Here is an 18,460-nt window from a genome sequence, read left to right on the forward strand (position 1 = left end):
TAATGATTGTGGGCTTGAGGGGCTTTTTTATAAGAGCTATAAAATTAAGATGGAAAAAGAAGTCAAATACACGCCTTATCAGCAATGTCATCAGATGTTCAATGGCATCATTGATACTGTGGTACTTAAGGATCATGATCAGCTACCTGGCAAGTTCTGGCATCATTTTCAGGACACAGGATCTATATCGCAGACCTGTGATCCGTTTACAACCAAATCAGGTTATGATGTATTCTTTTTTGACAGCAAGCGCGTTGACTTTGAATGGACAGCGATAGAAGAATGTTCTAGAGAATGGAAGCGGATTGAAGAAAAATATGAAAAACGCGTGCAAAGTTCATGAGTGCAATATATAATTATAATATTTTTGAAATGGTGGTTAAATTATGAAAGAAAATTTCAATGAGTGTACTGAGGAAGACTCTCGAATATTAAAAGTGCAGGTAGTCGCAGTGGACATGAAACATGTAGTAATTATATGTCCGGTTTGTGGACAGTTTCATTGGCACGGTACTGGCGGTTTCGGTATTAATAAGCTCAATTATGGTACTAGGGTTCCGCATTGCACCACTAAAGATATTGCCAAAAAATGTGATAAGTCGGAACCGTATAAAGAATATGAGTTGATTACTTCTAAGGAAACAATACGGCGAGAGAAGACTTTGCCCAAAGATTTGACTGCATGGAGAAGCAGGCAACGAAGTGTTAGAAGGGATATGGAAGAGCAGTGGAGATTAAAAGAAGAGGCAGACCGCGATGAACGCATATTAAAGACGGTGCGGGATATTAGTAGAATGGAAAGATGGCTTATATCTGATGCTGCTATGGTGGCCCCTATTCACGTCACTAGGTGGATGAATCGGCACGGCATTTACTACGAAGATGGACAGTATCGGGTAGTTTTTGCATCGAAGGCCAGCCCGGAGTTATGTGAGATATTTGGCAAGTATGAGGATAAGAAATAGATGGGGAAACATTTTCACCGTTCATAATATTTTTTTCGCAAACACAAGAGGGGGAAGGGCGAAGGGGCCGAAGGCGTCCCTTCACTTGTGAAGGGGGACGCCGTAGGCCACGAAGCCCGACCAGATGCGAAGGAGAAACTATAAATACTAGTCATTGTTGGCCTATCGATATGTCACAAAATTTATATGAAGACATGATCGATGCAGAAGTTTCAGGTGATCGACTAGTTATTTGCTTTAATGAGCAAGACCAAGAATATCGTGCGTTCCTGGAAACACTCGAAGGCATTGAATTTGGGCCCATAACCTTTGATGATAATGAAGAATTTGGGGCCTCATTCTTGAACAGCAAAGAAAATAGTGACAAGATCAAAGCAGCCGGATATAGTCTAATGATTTCAAGCAAGATATCAGAAAAGTGATAGTTTTATAAATCATAATGATTCGTAAAAATCTTTTTTTCGCACTAATTTGATTATAAATGTCTGGAAGAAATTCTGAATTGATTGGATTTTGGGTAACACCGGATGTCAAAGCGAACATTCAGGAGCATGCCCAAAAGAGCGGGCTATCAGTATCAACTTTTTTAAGAATACTGCTTGAAAATTGGCTGGAAATTGAATATAGAGATTGAAAAATACGTTTGAGGCACAAAATATGAAGTTTTTTAACCACAATAATGAATTTAAAGCACGCGAAAAGGCGCTAAAAGCTTTAAAAAGAACCATTGAAAGCGGACGTTTTGACAAAGAGAAAATAATAGAACTTATGTATATGTGGCAGAGCTGCATACAACAGGAAGTCAATTTGTTTGGGGAGTGCACGGCCATCCTAAATCAGATTGCGGAATCAGAAGAAGCAGAAGATACTACCAAACCATAATATTATTTTAATAACCAGATGTGAATTAATATGATTGATAATGAATTAAATACGCTTATTGGAAAAATACTGAGAATCGATATCCGGGAACGTGACGCCCCATTGTACGGGAAGCTGATCGAGGTCACCCCCTTTTGGATCACTATCGAACGGAAGAATGGAAGCAACCGCATCATAAGCATTGCAAGAATTTCCGGGATTGAACCTGTGAGGGCCCAATCATGCTAGATAAGATGGGACTGTTGCGGGCTGTGGCGTTATTGATGGCAGCGCAGCAAGGCGTCATTGATCTCACGGATGATGATAAGGCGCTCATCTGCAAGGCATTGGGGAATCATGCGCCGAAGAGTGGGGCTTAGGCCCCTTATTTTTTGAAAAATCAATATGGTGAGGGCTAAATGGCTACTAAGAAAATGGGGTCGGGCTGGCTGAAAATATCAACACCTGAAGACATGGAAAAGGCACTGACCAGGATGCTCAACAAGATTCTGATGTGTGAGGATCCACTTTTACATGCTGGACGATTCGCGTCGCTGGTGAATTCTTGGGTCAATGTGCACAAGCTTTCTTTGGAAGAGGAAGAGATAGCCGCGATCAAGAAACGGCTTGATGCAATAGAGCAAATGAAAATAATTGAGAATGAGAAACAGAAAATAATGATTAATGGTGGTAAAATTGAGCAGCTTGAGTAGTCTGGAGAAGCGAATTGAAGTACTGGAGTCCGCAATACCATTCGGGGCTGATCCTTTACAATTAATAATTAACAATCTAAGCGATAACGACCTGGGGTTGCTTTCGGAATACCGGGAATTGCATGCGGCTGGTTTCGATACCGAGGAGGTTCGGGACATGATGGGCAATGATAGTTTTGAAATGGCCCTTGATGTTATGAGGGGAGTGGATAGTGAAATTGCTAGGCTGACTGTGCCCCCCAGCCGGAAGTTGGTAGCCGGGAAGAAGATGCGGGCTGTTATCGACAGCGGGATTGGCGGCACTAAGAGGCAAAGAAAATCCGACCCCGAACCCGATATGGGGATCGATAATGGCGCCTTCTGACATCCATAAGGAACTTATATCCGCGAAAAGGCGCATGGGCCGATTCCTGGAGAACGGGGATATCAAGCACTTTATATTTTCAGCTCATCGATATGCGGCTTTAATGCGATATCCAGGCGAATCATGGTATCGATCATAGCATTCTGAATCTCGGACCACTTGGTATTTTCGTCGCGATAACCTCCAATATTCAATGTCTTCATTATCCTGCATGCTCTTTTATTGTCAAGGCGTTGCCATTCAAGTCCTTCGCCGAAGCCAGCATTTATGCTTGCTTCATTTTCGCGAAAAGTGTCAAATATCCTTTTATTTCTTCTTTTATTGCGGCTGTCAATGTAAAGCTCTACTTTGGCTTCGTGCATAAGAATATCATATTGATAATATAATCCAGCTTTCCCCGCACCAGTAGATATATAACTGCTTTTTTGTGGAGAAATATTTGCATAAAGATCTGTTTTGCTTTTTGCTAAATTGAGTAATTCTTCCCAGAATTTGTATCGAATATTATCGCGCCCATCTGGGTCTTCTGGCTCTTTTTTAATCTGTTCTGGATTTTTCCCAACTATCAGGGTCAATAAAGGTGCATGGTTTGATTCATCAATTTGTATGGCTTCTAATTTTAATAAATAAAATGCTGCATCTGTCGATTCATTGAGCCAATTGATTGCATTAATGTGTTCAGGTCTGGGATAAGCGTTTATCCAGATAGCGCTTTTTGCACTAAAAGCCGTTAAGTATGTGATTAGCTTTCCTAGATGGTCATGATCACTCGGTTCAAGTTGATTTTCGATAACCACGAGGTCCCCAGAATCCGCCTTTGCAATCATGTCTACTGAAAAATCGCCTGCTTCCTGCTCAATTTTTGCATCAGATAGATATAATTCGATCTCCTCATGTTCTAGCACTTCATTCAGGACTTCGATGTTATCTCTGAGCCACGGAGTGAAATTTTGAGCTTCATCTTCCCAGACTTCACGCAGCGACGGTCTTTGCAGCTTCCCTATTGGTACTAAAATCCCTCCCGTTATTTGAGCTAGGTTTTGCAGGAGGCGATCATAGGATTTCAGTCTTTTCATTTCAAACTATTATTATATAAACTGTTAATTTTAAGTTAAAGGACATATATTTTGCATTAATCAAGTCTTAAACTAACTATAACGTATATAACCAGCCTAAAAGTTTAAATACTTGGCACAACTAATTAATGGACAAGCAAATTGAGGCCAATCACAAAATCGCGCTTAAAAGACTGAATTGGGGCAGAATAGACTAATAATATGTAGTTGTTATACTCAAGATCTATTCTCGCAGGAGTTCAAGGGTTCGAATCCCTTTCCCCGCATATTTTATTATAAAAACAGGTCATTTCAGGATAAGGACTATAATTAGCATAAAACTTATAATTTGGTATGCAAACATTTTGCAGGAATAAAGATTAAATAGACGAAATTCGGATTGTTTATTTTATATTGCTAGGACTGAACTTTGCAGATTCTAGCCCTATCCACAAAAACCTGCATGTCTTCAGCCCCCGGTTTGAACAGATGTGATACTCGAATATGACTAAGAATTGAATGAGAGGTTTAAATCGTGATAAATCAAGCCGTTATCTGGACTCTGATAGCCTTCATCTCCTTCGCAGGCATAGCCTTAGGTGGATATGATCTATCCGGAAGCGAAAAAGCAGAGAGCCTTAGCACTTCCAGCTCCGCCTTGCAGGGAATTGAGGCTGGCGCCGGCGCTCTTGCCGGTGCAGAGATACCACAAATGACTGCCACCGCAGCAGGAACTGAGCAAGCCTTCTCTACCACACAGACACCGACAAACACTGAGCTGTTGACGCTCCTGCCCTTTGATGCCGAAGCCAGCCAATCCACGCACGTCTTCTTCAAAGGGAGCTATTTGGGATGGAACGGATTTGAAGTTCAATATCCCCGCGCCTCTCCCGGCCTATGGATTGAAAGATCGGTGAGCTGGTCTTGGTACGCCACTATGCCTCTGGGCAGCTGGGCACGGGAGCTTCTCTATGTGCCGACAGCTTCTCCGATCTCCATATTTGAGATTTATCCCAGCGGATATGTAATGAAGCACGACCTGGGATCAGTCCCGCCGGGATACTACTATATCTGGTATTATGCGGACACTCCGGGCAGGCATCTAAGCTTATTCGCATTAAGCAACAGTGTTAGCAATGCTGTGACCATCGACGTGTATGGCATTTACCATCAGAAGGTAACCCCCACCGACCCTAAGAAGGAATGCGAGAAGAACTCCTACTGCCATTGGGTGAATGGCCAGTGCCTTTGCACTATGCCAGATCCTGTTGATCCGGAAAAGGAGAAGTGCGAGCAGAAATCCTACTGTGATTGGGTGAACGGCCAGTGTCTCTGCACTATGCCAGATCCTGTTGATCCGGAAAAGGAGAAGTGTGAGCAGAAATCCTACTGTGATTGGGTGAACGGCCAGTGCCTTTGCACTATGCCGGATCCCGTTGATCCGGAAAAGGAGAAGTGCGAGCAGAAACCCTACTGCGATTGGGTGAACGGCCAGTGTCTCTGCCGCGGCTTAAACCCCATACCTGAACCCTCTCCCGAACCCGATGAGGCTACGATCTGTCAGCAGAACCCCTATTGCAATTGGGTAAATGGTCAGTGCTTTTGCACAGGATTAAGAGACTCTAGCAGCGGTGGTTTATTAGGGAATTCTGCGGAGGCTCAGACTCAGATTTAGACAATCCTTATATCTTTTTTTTGCCACTGCATATTATTCCATGTAAAGGAGGCATTGACAGAAACTATAAATCTTCCGGCGTACTTCATTAGTCTTGGCCGCCCAGGATGTATTCCCGGGTTTTTGATTTCGGTAGGACCCAGTCCCGATCGCGGGCTTAAATAGGAGGCATGTGGGGAATGCTGAGAGAACTGGATGATAAGAGAGGCGAACTCGGACAGAAGTCCCTTGGCCTCAAGGATGGACCGAGGGAGCAAAACGCTGAGGCTAGCAAGTGGGCCGCCAGGCGAAATGAGCTCAACCAGGCCACTGAACAGCTGATCGATACGGCACAGGATTTCAAGAAGCTGCGGGACGAATGCAATAAGAATGTGGCACAGTCCAAAAGGAAGCGGGATGAGTGCAATGAGTTGGTCAGCCAGCTCTATCAAAAGATCGACTCAATCCGAAAACAGCACAGCAACCACCGCGCCGGTGAGCGGTCCATAACCGACCTGCGCCGGGAGATAGATTATCTGGAGTTCCGGCAACAGACTGAGGTCTTAAGCCCGGACAAAGAGAAGCAACTGGTCAACAAAATTGCTGCCCTGCAGGCGGAGTTCAATGGAAGAAAAGAGGAGCTTGAGAAGACAGAGGAGATGAAAAAGCTGCTGGATGAAGCGCAATCCTTGAGAGACCAGGCATCCAGCTACCACGATAAAGTGATCAACTTCGCTGAAATGGCCCAGGAATGCCACGATCAGATGATCAGCAACTTCAAAGAGGCCGATCAGACTCGGGCCGAAGCCGATGCCGCTCAAAGGGAGTTCTTGAAGGCTCTGCAATGAAGAGTCCTCACAAATGTCCTATTCAAAGGATCTCTGAGCTGGAGAGCATTGTAGGCAGGCTAAGTCCTGTGCAGAAGATGCTTTTAGGGACCGATGGGTCCGTGACCAGCCTTCTGGAGATTCTCACCGGAAGTCCCATCGAGATCGAAACGTTAGCACAAGAGATCATCCCTGCAGACCAAGCGGTGGCAAAAGAGCTGAACCTGAATCCCGGAGAAGATGTCAACTATCGGGTGGTGAAGCTGAAGAAGGCAGGGACAGGCGAAACTCTCATTTATGCTGTATCTCACACGCCTCTAAAAAGGCTGGAGGATAGCTTTCGGGACGACCTAACCCGAGCAGATATTCCAATTGGAGTCATCCTGAAAAAGCACAAAATCGAGTCCAGACGAGAAATTAACAGTGCAGGATTCCTGCAGGCCGACAGGAAGCTGGGCCAGATCTTCAACATCTTTCCAAAGGAGCTAGTGCTCCAGCGCAATTATAAAATCATCCGGCAAGGAGAACCGCTGATAGCTATTGAGGAGACGTTCCCCTACAACAGTTTTCAGGATGCCAATAGAGTGGTGATAGAGACTCCAGCCAGGATCCATTTGACTCTGACCGATCTGACTGGCACATCCGGCCGCGTGGATGGTGGAGCAGGAATCACACTGGACGAGCCAGGGATCCTGCTTGAAGCGGAGAGAAGCAATGAACTCCTGGTCACGGGAGAAAATGCCGACCGGGCTAAGGCTGCCGCCCAGGCAGTAATGGAACGCTTTGGCCTGGGAGGAGCGCGGCTGACCTTGAGAGAGAATTATAAAATGCATGTGGGCCTGGGCAGGGGAACGCAGCTTGGCATTGCAGCAGGAAAAGCGATCTGCGAGCTTTATCATAAGGAGGTTGGCGTGCGGGAGATCGCCAGGACCATCAACCGCGGCGGAACAAGCGGGATCGGGACAGCGGCCTTCGATATGGGCGGCTTTATAATCGATGGAGGGCACACCTTTGGACCGGGCAGAGAGAAGACGGATTTCAGGCCTTCGTCTGTCTCATCAGGCATTCGCCCGGCGAGAGCGACAGCTCGCCACGATTTTCCCCAGGACTGGAATATACTGCTCGCAATACCCGAGGTTCCCAGGGGCGCTCATGGCCAGCAGGAGGCGGATATCTTCAAAAAGTACTGCCCATTGCCTCCAGCCGAAGTTCATGAGCTCTGCTACCAGATCCTTGTGAGGATACTGCCTTCTGTGGTGGAAGAGGATCTGGATGAGTTTGGAGCGGCGATAAACCGGATTCAAGAGATCGGATTCAAGAGGATCGAGATAATGCTCCAGCATCCCCTGGTGCGCAGCCTGATGGAAGAGATGAGAGCAGCGGGATCTGCTTGCGCCGGCCTCAGCTCCTTTGGGCCGACGGTTTATGCCATCACCGATACCCAGACAAGAGACATCGAGTCCGCAGCTCATGATGTAATGAGATCTGTGGGAGGAGAGGTCATGATCACAAGAGCCCGAAATGAAGGGGCTCGGATCAGGGCGCTCCAATGATTCTATTCACGACTGATCTCCGCCTGAGCCCATCCGGCTCAGATGGTTCCGTCTATGATATCTATCTGCCATTCTTGGGCCCTCTAAAAAAATCTGACTAAACAAAAAAAATAAATCCTTCTGCGTGCTAATAACGAACAATGGATTCAGATCAGGCCGCAATTTTTATTATCATATCCATTGCTTTTGCCTTTTTCATCTGGGGGCGATGGCGCTACGACCTGGTTGCCATGATGGCACTGCTCACATCGGTCATTGCAGGCGTCGTGCCCTGGAGCCAGGCGTTTTCCGGTTTTGCTCATCCTGCCGTTATTACCGTAGCGGCTGTGCTTATAATCAGCCGTTGTTTTCTGGAATCCGACTTAATTGAATTCATCTTCCGGCATATCTCGAAGTCGAACCGCTCAGTCAATAGTCAGGCTCTCTCCCTGACCGGTCTGGTGGCCCTCCTCTCAGGATTCATGAACAACGTGGGTGCCCTGGCCCTTCTTATGCCTTTAAGCATCCGCATCTCTCGCTCCGGCGGCAGCTCGCCATCCCTCTACCTTATGACCCTGGCCTTCGGCTCGCTTCTGGGCGGCCTGATCACCCTCATTGGAACTCCTCCTAACATCATCATCTCCACTTTCAGGGCAGATAATCTTGGACAGCCATTCACTATGTTCGATTTTACGCCCGTCGGCCTGGGAGTAGCATTCGTCGGCCTGGTCTTCATTTCATTGATAGGATGGAGGCTAACCCCCATACGCCAGGGGCAGGCCTCCGGGGAAGAGGAATTTGAGGTTGAAAACTACTATACCGAGGTGAGAATCCCCCAGACTTCGATGACATCGGGCAAGAGCATCCATGAGCTTTTGTCTGCAGCAGGATCTGATATCCAGCTCCTGGGACTATGGAGAGAACAGCAATGCTTGCCGGATTTGAATGGTAGTGAGGCTCTCTTGCCGGATGACATTCTGATCATCAAGACCAACGTCGATGCCCTGGACAAATTGCTCAAATCCGCCAATCTTGAGCTGGTGGGCTCAAAGGAGGCAGGAGCGATTCAGTCAGAGAGGATCGGCTTGATGGAGGTAGTGGTGATGAACAGCTCCCTTCTGGCAGGAAAATCCGCAAACAGCATCTGCATGCGTCGGCACTATGGTGTCAATCTGATCGCTGTGGCCGGCCACGACTCCAAAAGCCTGAAGCGCCTGAGCCAGATCATTTTTCATCCAGGGGATGTTCTGCTCCTGCAGGGCTCAGCGGATTCCCTGCCTGGAATTGTGGAACTGTTGGGTTGCCTGCCGCTGGCAGAGCGCAGCCTAAAGCTGGGCCAGGCAAAAAATATGATTCTGCCTTTGGTCATCTTTGCTCTTGCCATCATCGGCTCAGCTTTGGGCCTGCTTCCCGTGGAGGTTGCTTTTGTCGGCGCGGCAATGGTCATGGTCCTGATTGGAATCCTGACTTTGCAGGAGGCTTATGAGAGCATAGACTGGTCGATCATCATTCTCCTGGGAGCAATGATTCCCGTCAGCCAGGCTCTGGAGAGCAGCGGAGGAGCGGAGCTGCTTGCCGGGAACCTGCTGCAGGTCTTTGGCCAGTTTCCCGCAGCGGTCATTTTGACTGTCCTGCTGGTCTGGACAATGGTCCTCACAAATGTGGTGAACAATGCAGCGGCAGCCGTCCTCATGGCTCCAATCGCCTATGACACGGCCCTGGTCATCGGTGCGTCTCCCGATCCTTTTTTGATGACGATAGCCATTGGCGCTTCATGCGCTTTCCTGACCCCGATAGGCCACCAGTCCAACACTCTAGTGATGGGGCCAGGGGGCTATAAGTTCGGCGACTACTGGCATATGGGCCTGCCGCTATCTATTATCGTCACCGCGGTGGCAATTCCCTTGATATTATGGTTCTGGCCGTTGTTCTAATAAGAACGGTATCCAGTATCCGGCGCAGTCTAAGAACAGGTCGACAGGAACTTCTGGCTCAAGACAGAGATTTATTAGCTAGAAAATATCTGACCTGTATTCGGAGTATCCTGAAGCAATTAAAAATTTATTTAGTATTTGATTATGCGATCGAAAATATCTTATATTCAAACGGTTTGAATAATGTGTCTCCGGATAGGTGCCTGTTTATGAACTGCAGAATTGCCAGCAACGAGGTATTAAGCTTGATATCCGATATCCAGGATAGGCTTAATGACCTTAAAAAATGGGATTTTAGCGATAAAAGCAATTCAGAAGAGATTCTGTACGATCCCTTGAGACAGGCAAAGGCGGTCTTTGATTCACTGCTTGCCAATGATTCAGCAAATGCCCAGAATAATGAATCCCCCCTGGGATTGCAGCCCCATCTAAAAGATGAAAAGCCCAAATCCTTTCAATCTGCAGAACAGGACCCTGAAGAGAATACCATGGCTCCTGCCAGCGACAATCGTCCCTTGCCATTTATGCTCGTGCACATCAGCTCGGATCAGCGCTACCTTTTCGTCAACCAATCCTACGCCAACTGGTTGGGCCTTGATAGCTCAGAGATGGTGGGCCGGCATATCTCCGATATCCTGCCCGAGGAGATATACCAGACATATCTTCCTCTCATCCAGCGGGTCCTCTCAGGTGAGGAGGTGATCTCCTGCATAACCTTCCCCTCAGGAGATCGTCTGAAGTATCAGGACATAACCCTGATACCCCAGCTTGACGAATCCGGCTCTACCATAGCATATTTTGCCGTTATCAAGGATATAACCGATCATAAGCTTAACGACGATGAGCTTCGCAGATCGAAGATGGAGCTGGAGGAAAGAGTCGCCTGGAGGACGAAGGAGCTCGAGCTAGCAAACTCAGCTCTCGAGAGATCAAGAGACTATCTGGATATGATAATCAACTCTATCAGCGATCCGATATTTGTCATAAACAGAGAACATCGTCTGGTGCTCGTCAATGCCGCTTTTTGCAGGCTCATGAGCCTCCCTAAAGAGGATCTCTTAGGCGAGGAGGTGCACGATTTCTGCTTCTCCAGGGAGATGGCAGACGACCACTGGCAGAGAAACGAAGAGGTCTTTAACAGCCGCAGGGAGACTGTAGTTGAGGAAATCCATTCCTATTCTCCAGGTGCTCCAGCCACTGTTCTCATCAAGAGGATACCCATCATTGATTCCGATGGAAAATGGCTTATTGTGGGCATAATAAGAGATATCACCGATATAAAGAAGGCCCAAGAGAGGATACGCTTCCAAGCCGATCTTTTAGAGCAGGTCCATAACACTGTGATCGCAACAGACCTGGAAGGGAATATAATCTACTGGAATAAGTCTGCAGAGACCCTCCTGGGCTGGAAGTCGGAGGAGGCTATGGGCAAGAATATCGCTGAGACCGTAGTGCCGGAATGGGGACTTGACAAGATGAACAGGGTGATCTCAGACCTTATCAAAGACAGAGGCAACTGGGATGGAGAGTTCTACTTCAAGAAGAAGGATGGCAGCACTGTGCCCTTCCATCAGTGCTTTAGCAGCATAAGAGATGGCCGGGGAGAGCTCATCGGTCTGGTGGGGGTGGCTGTGGATTTGACCGAAAGAAAGCATATAGAGGAGGCACTGAAAAAAGCAAAGAGGGAGGCAGAAGAGGCAGCCAGAGTCAAATCGGATTTCTTAGCCAACATGTCCCATGAGATCAGAACCCCCATGAACGCCATAATAGGAATGACCAGCCTCCTTTTGGAGGAGCCGCTGACGCCAGAACAAAGAGACTGCATCGAGGTAATTGAGACCAACGGCGACGCCCTCTTAACAGTGATCAATGATATCCTCGACTTCTCCAAGATGGAAAACAATAAGACCGTTCTGGAGGAGTGTCAGTTCGCTATTGCTCAGTGTGTTGAAGATTCCCTGGATCTGGTGGGGATCAATGCCGCTAATAAAGGCCTAAACCTGGCTTATTCAATCGACAAAAGCGTTCCTGAAATGATCGTAGGCGACCCTTCCAAGCTCAAACAGGTGCTGGGAAACCTGCTCTCCAATGCAGTCAAGTTCACGGATAAGGGCGAGGTCGTGGTCACAGTCTCAGCTCAGGAGGTCGATGGCGATAATGTGATTCAATTCGAGGTTCGGGACACGGGGATAGGCATTCCACAGAATCGCATGAAGCTTCTATTCCTTCCTTTCAGCCAGATGGAGCCGTCGACCTCCAGGCTGTATGGAGGGACGGGCCTGGGACTGGCGATATCCAAGAGGCTGGTGGAGATGATGAAGGGAAGAATCTGGGCGGAGTCCAGTGAGGGTACAGGCTCCAGTTTCCATTTCACCATCAGAGCGCCTGCAGTGAAACTAAAGTTCGATTCGCCGGCAGCAACATCCCAGATGATAGGCAGAAGGGTTGTGATAATCGTGGATAACGAGACCACCCGGCGTATCCTGTGCAAACAGATCTGTGATTGGGGCATGATTCCGCTTACTACCTCATCTGCTTGGGAGGCAATCCAGTGCATTCAGCGGGGCGGTGTTGATATCGCTATACTGGACACGGATCTTTTGGACAATAGCGGCCTGGAACTGGCCGAGGAGATCCAAAGATGCATGAGGACCATGCCTCTGCTCCTGCTTACCACCCTGGGAAAGCAGGTGCCTGACGGTTATTCTCATCTGACCAAACCACTCAAACCAACTCAGCTGCATAGAGCATTGTCTGACATCCTTCCCAACAGCTCTGAAAAAGAGATAAGAAAAGAACCTGTCAAAAAAGAAAAACCTCAGATCAGCCCTCTGAGAATACTCCTGGCCGAGGATGATATGCCAAGCCAGTGGGTGGCCCAGAAGATGCTGAAAAGACTGGGATATAGGGCGGATACAGCATGTAACGGATCAGAGGTCCTTTTGGCTTTGGAGCAGCACGATTTCGATGTAGTACTTATGGACTGGAGGATGCCGGAGATGGACGGTCTGGAGGCTACGCGTATCATCCGCCAGCGCTGGCCTAAGAGCCAACTGAAGATCATAGCTCTCACCGCCTATGCCCTGCCTGGTGACATGGAAAAATGCCTTGAAGCAGGAATGGACGGATATATCAGCAAACCACTTCGAAAAGAGGATCTGGCTCGGGAGCTGGAGAAATATCAGAGAGATTCGACGTCGGTGTGATGATAATGATTAATAGCAATCAGCTCATAAGTCAATTTTAAATGAATTGCTTTCCCTGGCCGAATATAGTTATAAGCAGATGCATAGAGTTTGATCACTGCCGCTATGACGGGAGCATGATAACGAGCGATTTTGTAGCAGCTCTCAAGCCTCATGCCCACTTCATCCCGGTATGCGCGGAAATGGAGATAGGCCTTGGAGTTCCCAGAAGCTCTATTCGGATTGTGTCTGTTAAGGGAGAGCTCAGGCTCATCCAACCGGCCACCGGTCTGGATGTGACCGATAGGATGGTATCGTTCTCCAGGAGCTTCCTTTGTTCGCTATCTGGAATTGATGGATTCATTCTGAAGTTCCGCTCGCCATCCTGCGGCATGAAGGATATCAAGGTTTACTCCAGCCCGGACGGTCCAAGCACTGCAACCAAAGCAGCTGGCTTTTTCGGAGGAGCTGTGGTCAAGAGTTTTCCAGATCTGGCCATTGAGGATGAGGGAAGGCTGAGAAACAACAATCTCAGAGAGCATTTTCTGACCAGGATCTTCACCTTGGCCGCCTACAGAGAGGTGGAAAGAGAGGTCAATATGGCAAAGCTCATTCGCTTTCATTCCACCAACAAGCTGTTGCTGGCAGCACACAGCCAGAAGGAGGCGAAGGTCCTGGGAAATATAGTGGCCAACCGGGAGGGAAAGGATATTTCAAAGCTCCTGGGAGAGTACCATGAGCATCTGGCAATGGCATTGATGAGGCCTCCCAGGTACACTTCCAAAGCCAATGTGCTCATGCACTCCCTGGGATACTTCTCCCATGAGCTATCCTCTGCCGAGAAAGCCTTCTTTCTGCAGAGCATTGAGAAGTACAAGCAGAAGAAGCTTCCGTTCAGCGCACCGCTCTCCATCCTGCAGAGCTGGATTGCCCGCTTCGATGAGGAGTATTTGAAGGAGCAGACCTTTTTCGAGCCCTTTCCAGAGAAACTGATAGAGCTCTGCCGGGACACTCAATGCGAATGGGCGGGAGCAGATCTATTTGAAGGGAGAAAAGCGGGCAGAGCTGATTAAATTGATCCAACTGGCTCTTCGCTGTATCGAGTGGGTAGCGGGATAATTAACACTGGTGGTTTACGGAATACGGAATAAAACCGCAGAGGCGCAGAGCGCACGGAGGACGAACGAACGGAGACGACTATTCGCTCAGAAATATGCTATTTTTTCAAGTGCTGGTAATAAGGCAAATTTTCACGTCTCTGCGAACTCTGCGGTTAATATTCGTAGCTGAATATTCAAACACATGGTAGTTACGGAAAAAAACCTCAGAGTCACAGAGCGCACAGAGGATCATGAAAAAATGTCGAATTCCTGTGAATAGCGCACGAACCCACACCAAATAGCGAGGAGCCATCCAACTTTATTAGCTCTCATTGCTATTCCCTTTCATCATTCCCATCCCATCATCATCCCATCTTCCGGAGATATCGCTCTTCCGAACGATCACCCTTCAGAGACGATCACCTTTCCAGAGCCGCTGACCATCTGGCTGACATTCCTGGGATTGCCCTTATAGTAAACGCTTCCGCTGCCGCTTATCAGGGCATTCAGCTCATCCATGGCGTTTACCTGAGCCATTCCAGAGCCGCTGATGGTTACATCAGACCGGTCTGTCATAAGATCATAGCCGTGCATCGTCCCCGAGCCGCTGATCATAATATCGCTGTCTTTTGTCACGCCCTTCAAGAGGGCATCGCCCGAGCCCGATATTGTCGCCCGAAGATCCTGGCAGAGGATGTTCAGTTCCATGCTTCCCGAGCCGCTCATGCCAAGGCTGAGAGCATCAGATTCTATAGGGGACCGGCTGATGATCCTCCCAGAGCCGCTGATGCTTATGCTCTCCAGCACTGGGGTGGAGGCGAAGATCTTGATGGGCTCATGGGGATTTATGCAGTCCGCCCTTTGATATATGGTGAGCTTTCCGCCAGAAACATCGGTTTTCATATATTGAATGATATTATCCTCTGCCTCAATTCTCAAATGCTTCTCCTCCTGGACGAGATAGACATCACCGATTCCCGCCAGGTCGATGCTGCTGAAGTCGTCAACCGTCCTGTTCTCAAAAGCATAACTTCCAGATCCCTGAATGCAGCCGGGCATAATGCAGCCGCTGATAAAAACCAAAAGGACTATGCTTATTGCGCTTATGAGGATGATCTGCTCGATCAATGGTTTCATTATTTCACCTGATGCAGACGCATATGCGTTTATTCTTTGTTTAGAGCACTAAATAATACATTAGAGAAGCTGCTACTGGAAGGACGATGTTATCGTTGACCTTCAAAGGGAGCGATTCAATGATGCTGGACAGGAGCACAATGGCCAGGGTCCCTACAGTCGGCAGCACCATAAATGCACCCATAGCCCCTGCGGCAAAGCCAACAGTTCCCTCAAAGGTCTTGCTCTCATTCCAGGGCAGCTTATGTCTGCCATAGCTGCTTCCCATAAATGTGGCAAGGCCGTCGCCCATAGCCAGTATGATGATAACAGCGATCGCTGCCGCTGGATGGTCCCTCAAAAGGCCCAGGGCAAAGAGGACTCCAAGGGCATTGTAAAGCGCTCCCTCACCCAGAATCTCCCCTTCCCGGCCCACGTTTTCCACCCATTCCTTCATCCCTGGTACCTTAATCCCGGATGCGATCAGATGAATGAGCAGGATCTCTGTGCATGTCAATAAGAGGACAAAGATCGATGTCGTCCGGATGCCAAAAATCCAGATCAAAAGGCATGTAGCCAGGTTGGAAGCAATATGCAGAGCTTTTCTCGCCCGCTCATCATCTCTGTTTTTTGCCTTCCTCTCCCGGAAGACTATTGCCTCGGCAACGGCATATCCCAGGCCGGCGATGGCAACAACCAGCCCCAGGTCCAGCCACCACATCTCTTTCCCTGATACCTGGTAGCTGCCGAAGATAAGTCCCACGAAATACAATACGGGAAATATCAGATTTCCCAGGAGGGGAAACAGGATCGAGAACCAGCCACTGAGTATCTCAATCCGGGTGCTTCCCCCTACACCTATGAAGACCTCCATGGCAGTGGCTATCAACATTGCAGCGATGATGCTGACGAGGAGGAGCTTGAAGCGCTCGGTCGAGGTTGGATTGGAATGGGACAAGGGCTCTCCTGATCGATAGCAACCATTCAGCGGATCGATATCGGGCAATTGACCCGGAGGTATATAAAAGAATGGTGTGCTTCATTGCCGCCTGATAAGGGATTATTAAATCAGAGTGAATCAGGATAAATCAGTATCAAAGAGCTATGCCGGTTCAATTCGATCCCCGTTTAGGTCCGACAGTATTCCCCTTCCAGCCAGAATTCCCGTTGCCGCTGCGCTCACTATCCCCCTAGACAGGCCCGCGCCGTCTCCTGCCACATATAGCCCTTTCAGAGAGCTCTGGAAGCTGCCATCCACCTCGATCTTCCGGGCATAGAACTTGATCTCGGGAGCATATACTAGGGTGGAGTCGGCATTAACTCCGGGGATGATCTGGTTTAGGATCTCCAGGCCCTCGATGATGTCCATCACTATCCGGTGAGGCAGGGCCATGGAAATATCCCCCGGGGTCACATCCTTGAGGGTATTCTCCACAGTGTTCCGGGCTATTCTCTCCTCAGTTGACCTGCGGCCCCTGTGCAGATCACCGAGCCTCTGGATGACCGGCTTATGCCCTCCAATGGTTGTGACCAGCTTTGCTATGGACATGCCATAAGCGGTGGTGTTCTCCACCGGCCGGGTAAGCTCCAGCCGAACCAGGAAGGCGAAGTTGGTGTTCTCAGACTTCTCTACTATCATGGAGTGGCCATTGGTGGCGATGAAATCAGGGTACTCCTCTTTGACCACAAAACCACCCGGATTGGTGCAGAAGGTCCGGACGAAGTCGTCGTACCTGCGAGTGACTATGTGAAACTTAGGGTCCCTGTTTATCCGGGTGATGGGATCCATTATGATCGAGGGCACCTCTATCCTGACACCTACATCCAGGGGCCCGTACCTGGCCTTGATAGCGTACCTGTCCAGGAGAATGCTGATCCATTGTGCTCCTATCCTGCCTGGAGCCAGCAGGATCCGGGAGGCCTTCTCCTCTGTGCCATCGGCCAGCCGGATTCCTGTGCACCTCTCGCCCTCAACAATCAGATCCTCCGCCCGGCAGTTCAGCCGGAACACAACTCCCCTCCGCTCCAGATCCATCTTGAACGCGGCTATTATCTCGGGCGTTCTGTCGCTGCCCATATGGCGCTGATTTATGGGCACAAAACGGGCTCCGGCAGCAGCCGCCTTTCGCCTGAGCTGTTCTTTATCGTATTCTGATGATTCAATGACCATGTTTGGCGCACCATATCTGAGAAAAGCGGAGTCGACCTCATCGATCAGCCTCCAGGCCTCGCTTTTCGCCAGGCTCTCCAGGTCACCTCCAATTGTGGGATGGAGGTTGAGAAGGCCATCAGAGAATGCGCCTGCTCCTCCCACCCCGCACATTATCTGGCAGGGATAACAGTGAAAGCAGTGGCCTCTATCCTTCATGGGACAGTTGCGATCCCGGATGTCCTTTCCCTGATCTATCACCAGTACTTTAGCATCTGACCTGGAAAGCTCTAAAGCGGCGAACAGTCCCGCAGGGCCGGCACCAACGATGATCACATCGACCATACAAAAATGATATTAGTGTTATGGCTATTTATATCTGCGTCTGAGCGAATATTAGCGATCGCGCGATTAACCTTCGGATCATTGTAATAAGAAAAGAAATCGAGATATCGCTTGTCCTTCTTGCCCAGATCTTTTCCGCTTCTGATTTTGTCTACAATAAGGGCATTGAGGAGCCTGCCTCATACAAGGGTATATAAGGACCATCAGCACGAGCGAGAGCACATCCATGTCGCACGATCAGTTGGCACAACCCCCATCACGGTTATGGGAGATCGCCCAGCTGTCGTTTGCGCACCTCGTTAATGATATCTATGCTCCGGTGCTGATGGCACTTCAGCCGCTTCTCATCACCACCCTCGGGTACAGTTATGTCCAGGCCGCGCTCCTCCCGGTGATGCACAGCCTGATCTCCTCGCTGCTCCAGCCGGTCTTCGGTAGTCTCGCAGACAAGCGAGGGTTTCGGGTCAGTGTGGCAGTCTCCATCCTCCTCTCTGGCTGCGGGATAGCCGTTCTGGGCCTGCTATCGAACCACTACCTGGCCATGCTCGGCTGCGTCGCAATCGCCTCTGTTGGCGCTGCAACCTTCCATCCGGGTGCACTCTGCAAGGTAGCTTCGATTGCTGTCTTGAGTAACCGGGGCCGTCTCACCTCTTTCTTTAT

Annotated in this window: 19 protein-coding genes; 15 read left to right on the top strand and 4 right to left on the bottom strand. The window is 48.9% G+C overall.

The annotated features are described in order from the left end of the window. The 8 genes from BP727_RS09115 to BP727_RS09150 all read left to right on the top strand — a co-directional run. On the top strand, window positions 1–343 hold a 343-nt coding region (locus BP727_RS09115; RefSeq protein WP_286858446.1), incomplete at its 5' end, for a hypothetical protein. A 43-nt stretch (window positions 344–386) separates the two neighbouring features. Further along, complete coding sequence (locus BP727_RS09120) at window positions 387–965, top strand: hypothetical protein (RefSeq protein ID WP_286858448.1); 579 nt, start codon at window positions 387–389, stop codon at window positions 963–965. 194 nt (window positions 966–1,159) lie between these two features. Then, window positions 1,160–1,387 (top strand): hypothetical protein, encoded by a 228-nt coding sequence (locus tag BP727_RS09125; RefSeq protein ID WP_286858450.1) that lies wholly within the window; start codon window positions 1,160–1,162, stop codon window positions 1,385–1,387. A 59-nt stretch (window positions 1,388–1,446) separates the two neighbouring features. Next, the gene (locus BP727_RS09130; protein ID WP_286858452.1) at window positions 1,447–1,599 is read left to right on the top strand and encodes a plasmid mobilization protein; all 153 of its coding nucleotides are present in this window, start codon (window positions 1,447–1,449) and stop codon (window positions 1,597–1,599) included. A 23-nt stretch (window positions 1,600–1,622) separates the two neighbouring features. Next, window positions 1,623–1,847: a hypothetical protein gene (locus tag BP727_RS09135; RefSeq protein WP_286858454.1), complete on the top strand. Its 225-nt coding sequence runs from the start codon at window positions 1,623–1,625 to the stop codon at window positions 1,845–1,847. A 30-nt stretch (window positions 1,848–1,877) separates the two neighbouring features. After that, window positions 1,878–2,075 carry a hypothetical protein gene (locus BP727_RS09140; protein ID WP_286858456.1) on the top strand — a complete coding sequence of 66 codons (198 nt, stop codon included), beginning with the start codon at window positions 1,878–1,880 and terminating at the stop codon, window positions 2,073–2,075. A 170-nt stretch (window positions 2,076–2,245) separates the two neighbouring features. Continuing rightward, window positions 2,246–2,539 (top strand): hypothetical protein, encoded by a 294-nt coding sequence (locus tag BP727_RS09145; protein ID WP_286858458.1) that lies wholly within the window; start codon window positions 2,246–2,248, stop codon window positions 2,537–2,539. Then, the gene (locus tag BP727_RS09150) at window positions 2,532–2,903 is read left to right on the top strand and encodes a hypothetical protein (RefSeq protein WP_286858460.1); all 372 of its coding nucleotides are present in this window, start codon (window positions 2,532–2,534) and stop codon (window positions 2,901–2,903) included. Before BP727_RS09145 ends, BP727_RS09150 begins: the two co-directional genes overlap by 8 nt. A gap of 71 nt (window positions 2,904–2,974) precedes the next feature. Here the strand turns inward: BP727_RS09150 and BP727_RS09155 are convergent, their stop codons facing one another. Then, window positions 2,975–3,979 carry a DUF4268 domain-containing protein gene (locus BP727_RS09155; RefSeq protein ID WP_286858462.1) on the bottom strand — a complete coding sequence of 335 codons (1,005 nt, stop codon included), beginning with the start codon at window positions 3,977–3,979 and terminating at the stop codon, window positions 2,975–2,977. Window positions 3,980–4,493: 514 nt separating this feature from the next. On the opposite strand from BP727_RS09155, the gene BP727_RS09160 reads away from it, so the two are divergent. From BP727_RS09160 to BP727_RS09185, 6 genes are all read left to right on the top strand, one after another. After that, window positions 4,494–5,633, top strand: coding sequence for a hypothetical protein (locus BP727_RS09160; protein ID WP_273278346.1), 1,140 nt, complete (start codon window positions 4,494–4,496; stop codon window positions 5,631–5,633). A gap of 179 nt (window positions 5,634–5,812) precedes the next feature. Continuing rightward, complete coding sequence (locus BP727_RS09165) at window positions 5,813–6,460, top strand: coiled-coil protein (protein WP_273271633.1); 648 nt, start codon at window positions 5,813–5,815, stop codon at window positions 6,458–6,460. Then, entirely contained in the window at window positions 6,457–7,992 is a 1,536-nt protein-coding gene (locus BP727_RS09170; RefSeq protein WP_273278347.1) for a beta-ribofuranosylaminobenzene 5'-phosphate synthase, read from the top strand. Before BP727_RS09165 ends, BP727_RS09170 begins: the two co-directional genes overlap by 4 nt. Before the next feature lie 140 nt (window positions 7,993–8,132). Continuing rightward, window positions 8,133–9,905 (top strand): SLC13 family permease, encoded by a 1,773-nt coding sequence (locus tag BP727_RS09175; protein WP_286858466.1) that lies wholly within the window; start codon window positions 8,133–8,135, stop codon window positions 9,903–9,905. Window positions 9,906–10,114: 209 nt separating this feature from the next. Continuing rightward, a complete protein-coding gene (locus BP727_RS09180; protein WP_286858468.1) occupies window positions 10,115–13,111 on the top strand; it encodes a PAS domain-containing hybrid sensor histidine kinase/response regulator in 2,997 nt (998 codons plus the stop codon). Between the two features lie 41 nt (window positions 13,112–13,152). Then, window positions 13,153–14,163, top strand: a complete 1,011-nt coding sequence (locus BP727_RS09185) for a YbgA family protein (protein WP_286858470.1) — start codon at window positions 13,153–13,155, stop codon at window positions 14,161–14,163. 429 nt (window positions 14,164–14,592) lie between these two features. On the opposite strand, the gene BP727_RS09190 is transcribed toward BP727_RS09185, so the two are convergent. The 3 genes from BP727_RS09190 to BP727_RS09200 form a co-directional block, all read right to left on the bottom strand. Further along, entirely contained in the window at window positions 14,593–15,327 is a 735-nt protein-coding gene (locus tag BP727_RS09190) for a head GIN domain-containing protein (RefSeq protein ID WP_048132323.1), read from the bottom strand. Window positions 15,328–15,367: 40 nt separating this feature from the next. Next, on the bottom strand, window positions 15,368–16,264 hold the full coding sequence (locus BP727_RS09195) for a diacylglycerol/polyprenol kinase family protein (RefSeq protein WP_286858471.1): 897 nt from the start codon (window positions 16,262–16,264) through the stop codon (window positions 15,368–15,370). Between the two features lie 144 nt (window positions 16,265–16,408). Then, the gene (locus BP727_RS09200) at window positions 16,409–17,800 is read right to left on the bottom strand and encodes an NAD(P)/FAD-dependent oxidoreductase (RefSeq protein ID WP_013719875.1); all 1,392 of its coding nucleotides are present in this window, start codon (window positions 17,798–17,800) and stop codon (window positions 16,409–16,411) included. Between the two features lie 325 nt (window positions 17,801–18,125). Here BP727_RS09200 and BP727_RS09205 point away from each other — a divergent pair. Then, on the top strand, window positions 18,126–18,460 hold a 335-nt coding region (locus BP727_RS09205), incomplete at its 3' end, for an MFS transporter (protein WP_286858473.1).

The organism is Methanosaeta sp. UBA356 (genome assembly GCF_002496465.1).
GTDB classification, from domain to species: domain Archaea; phylum Halobacteriota; class Methanosarcinia; order Methanotrichales; family Methanotrichaceae; genus Methanothrix; species Methanothrix soehngenii.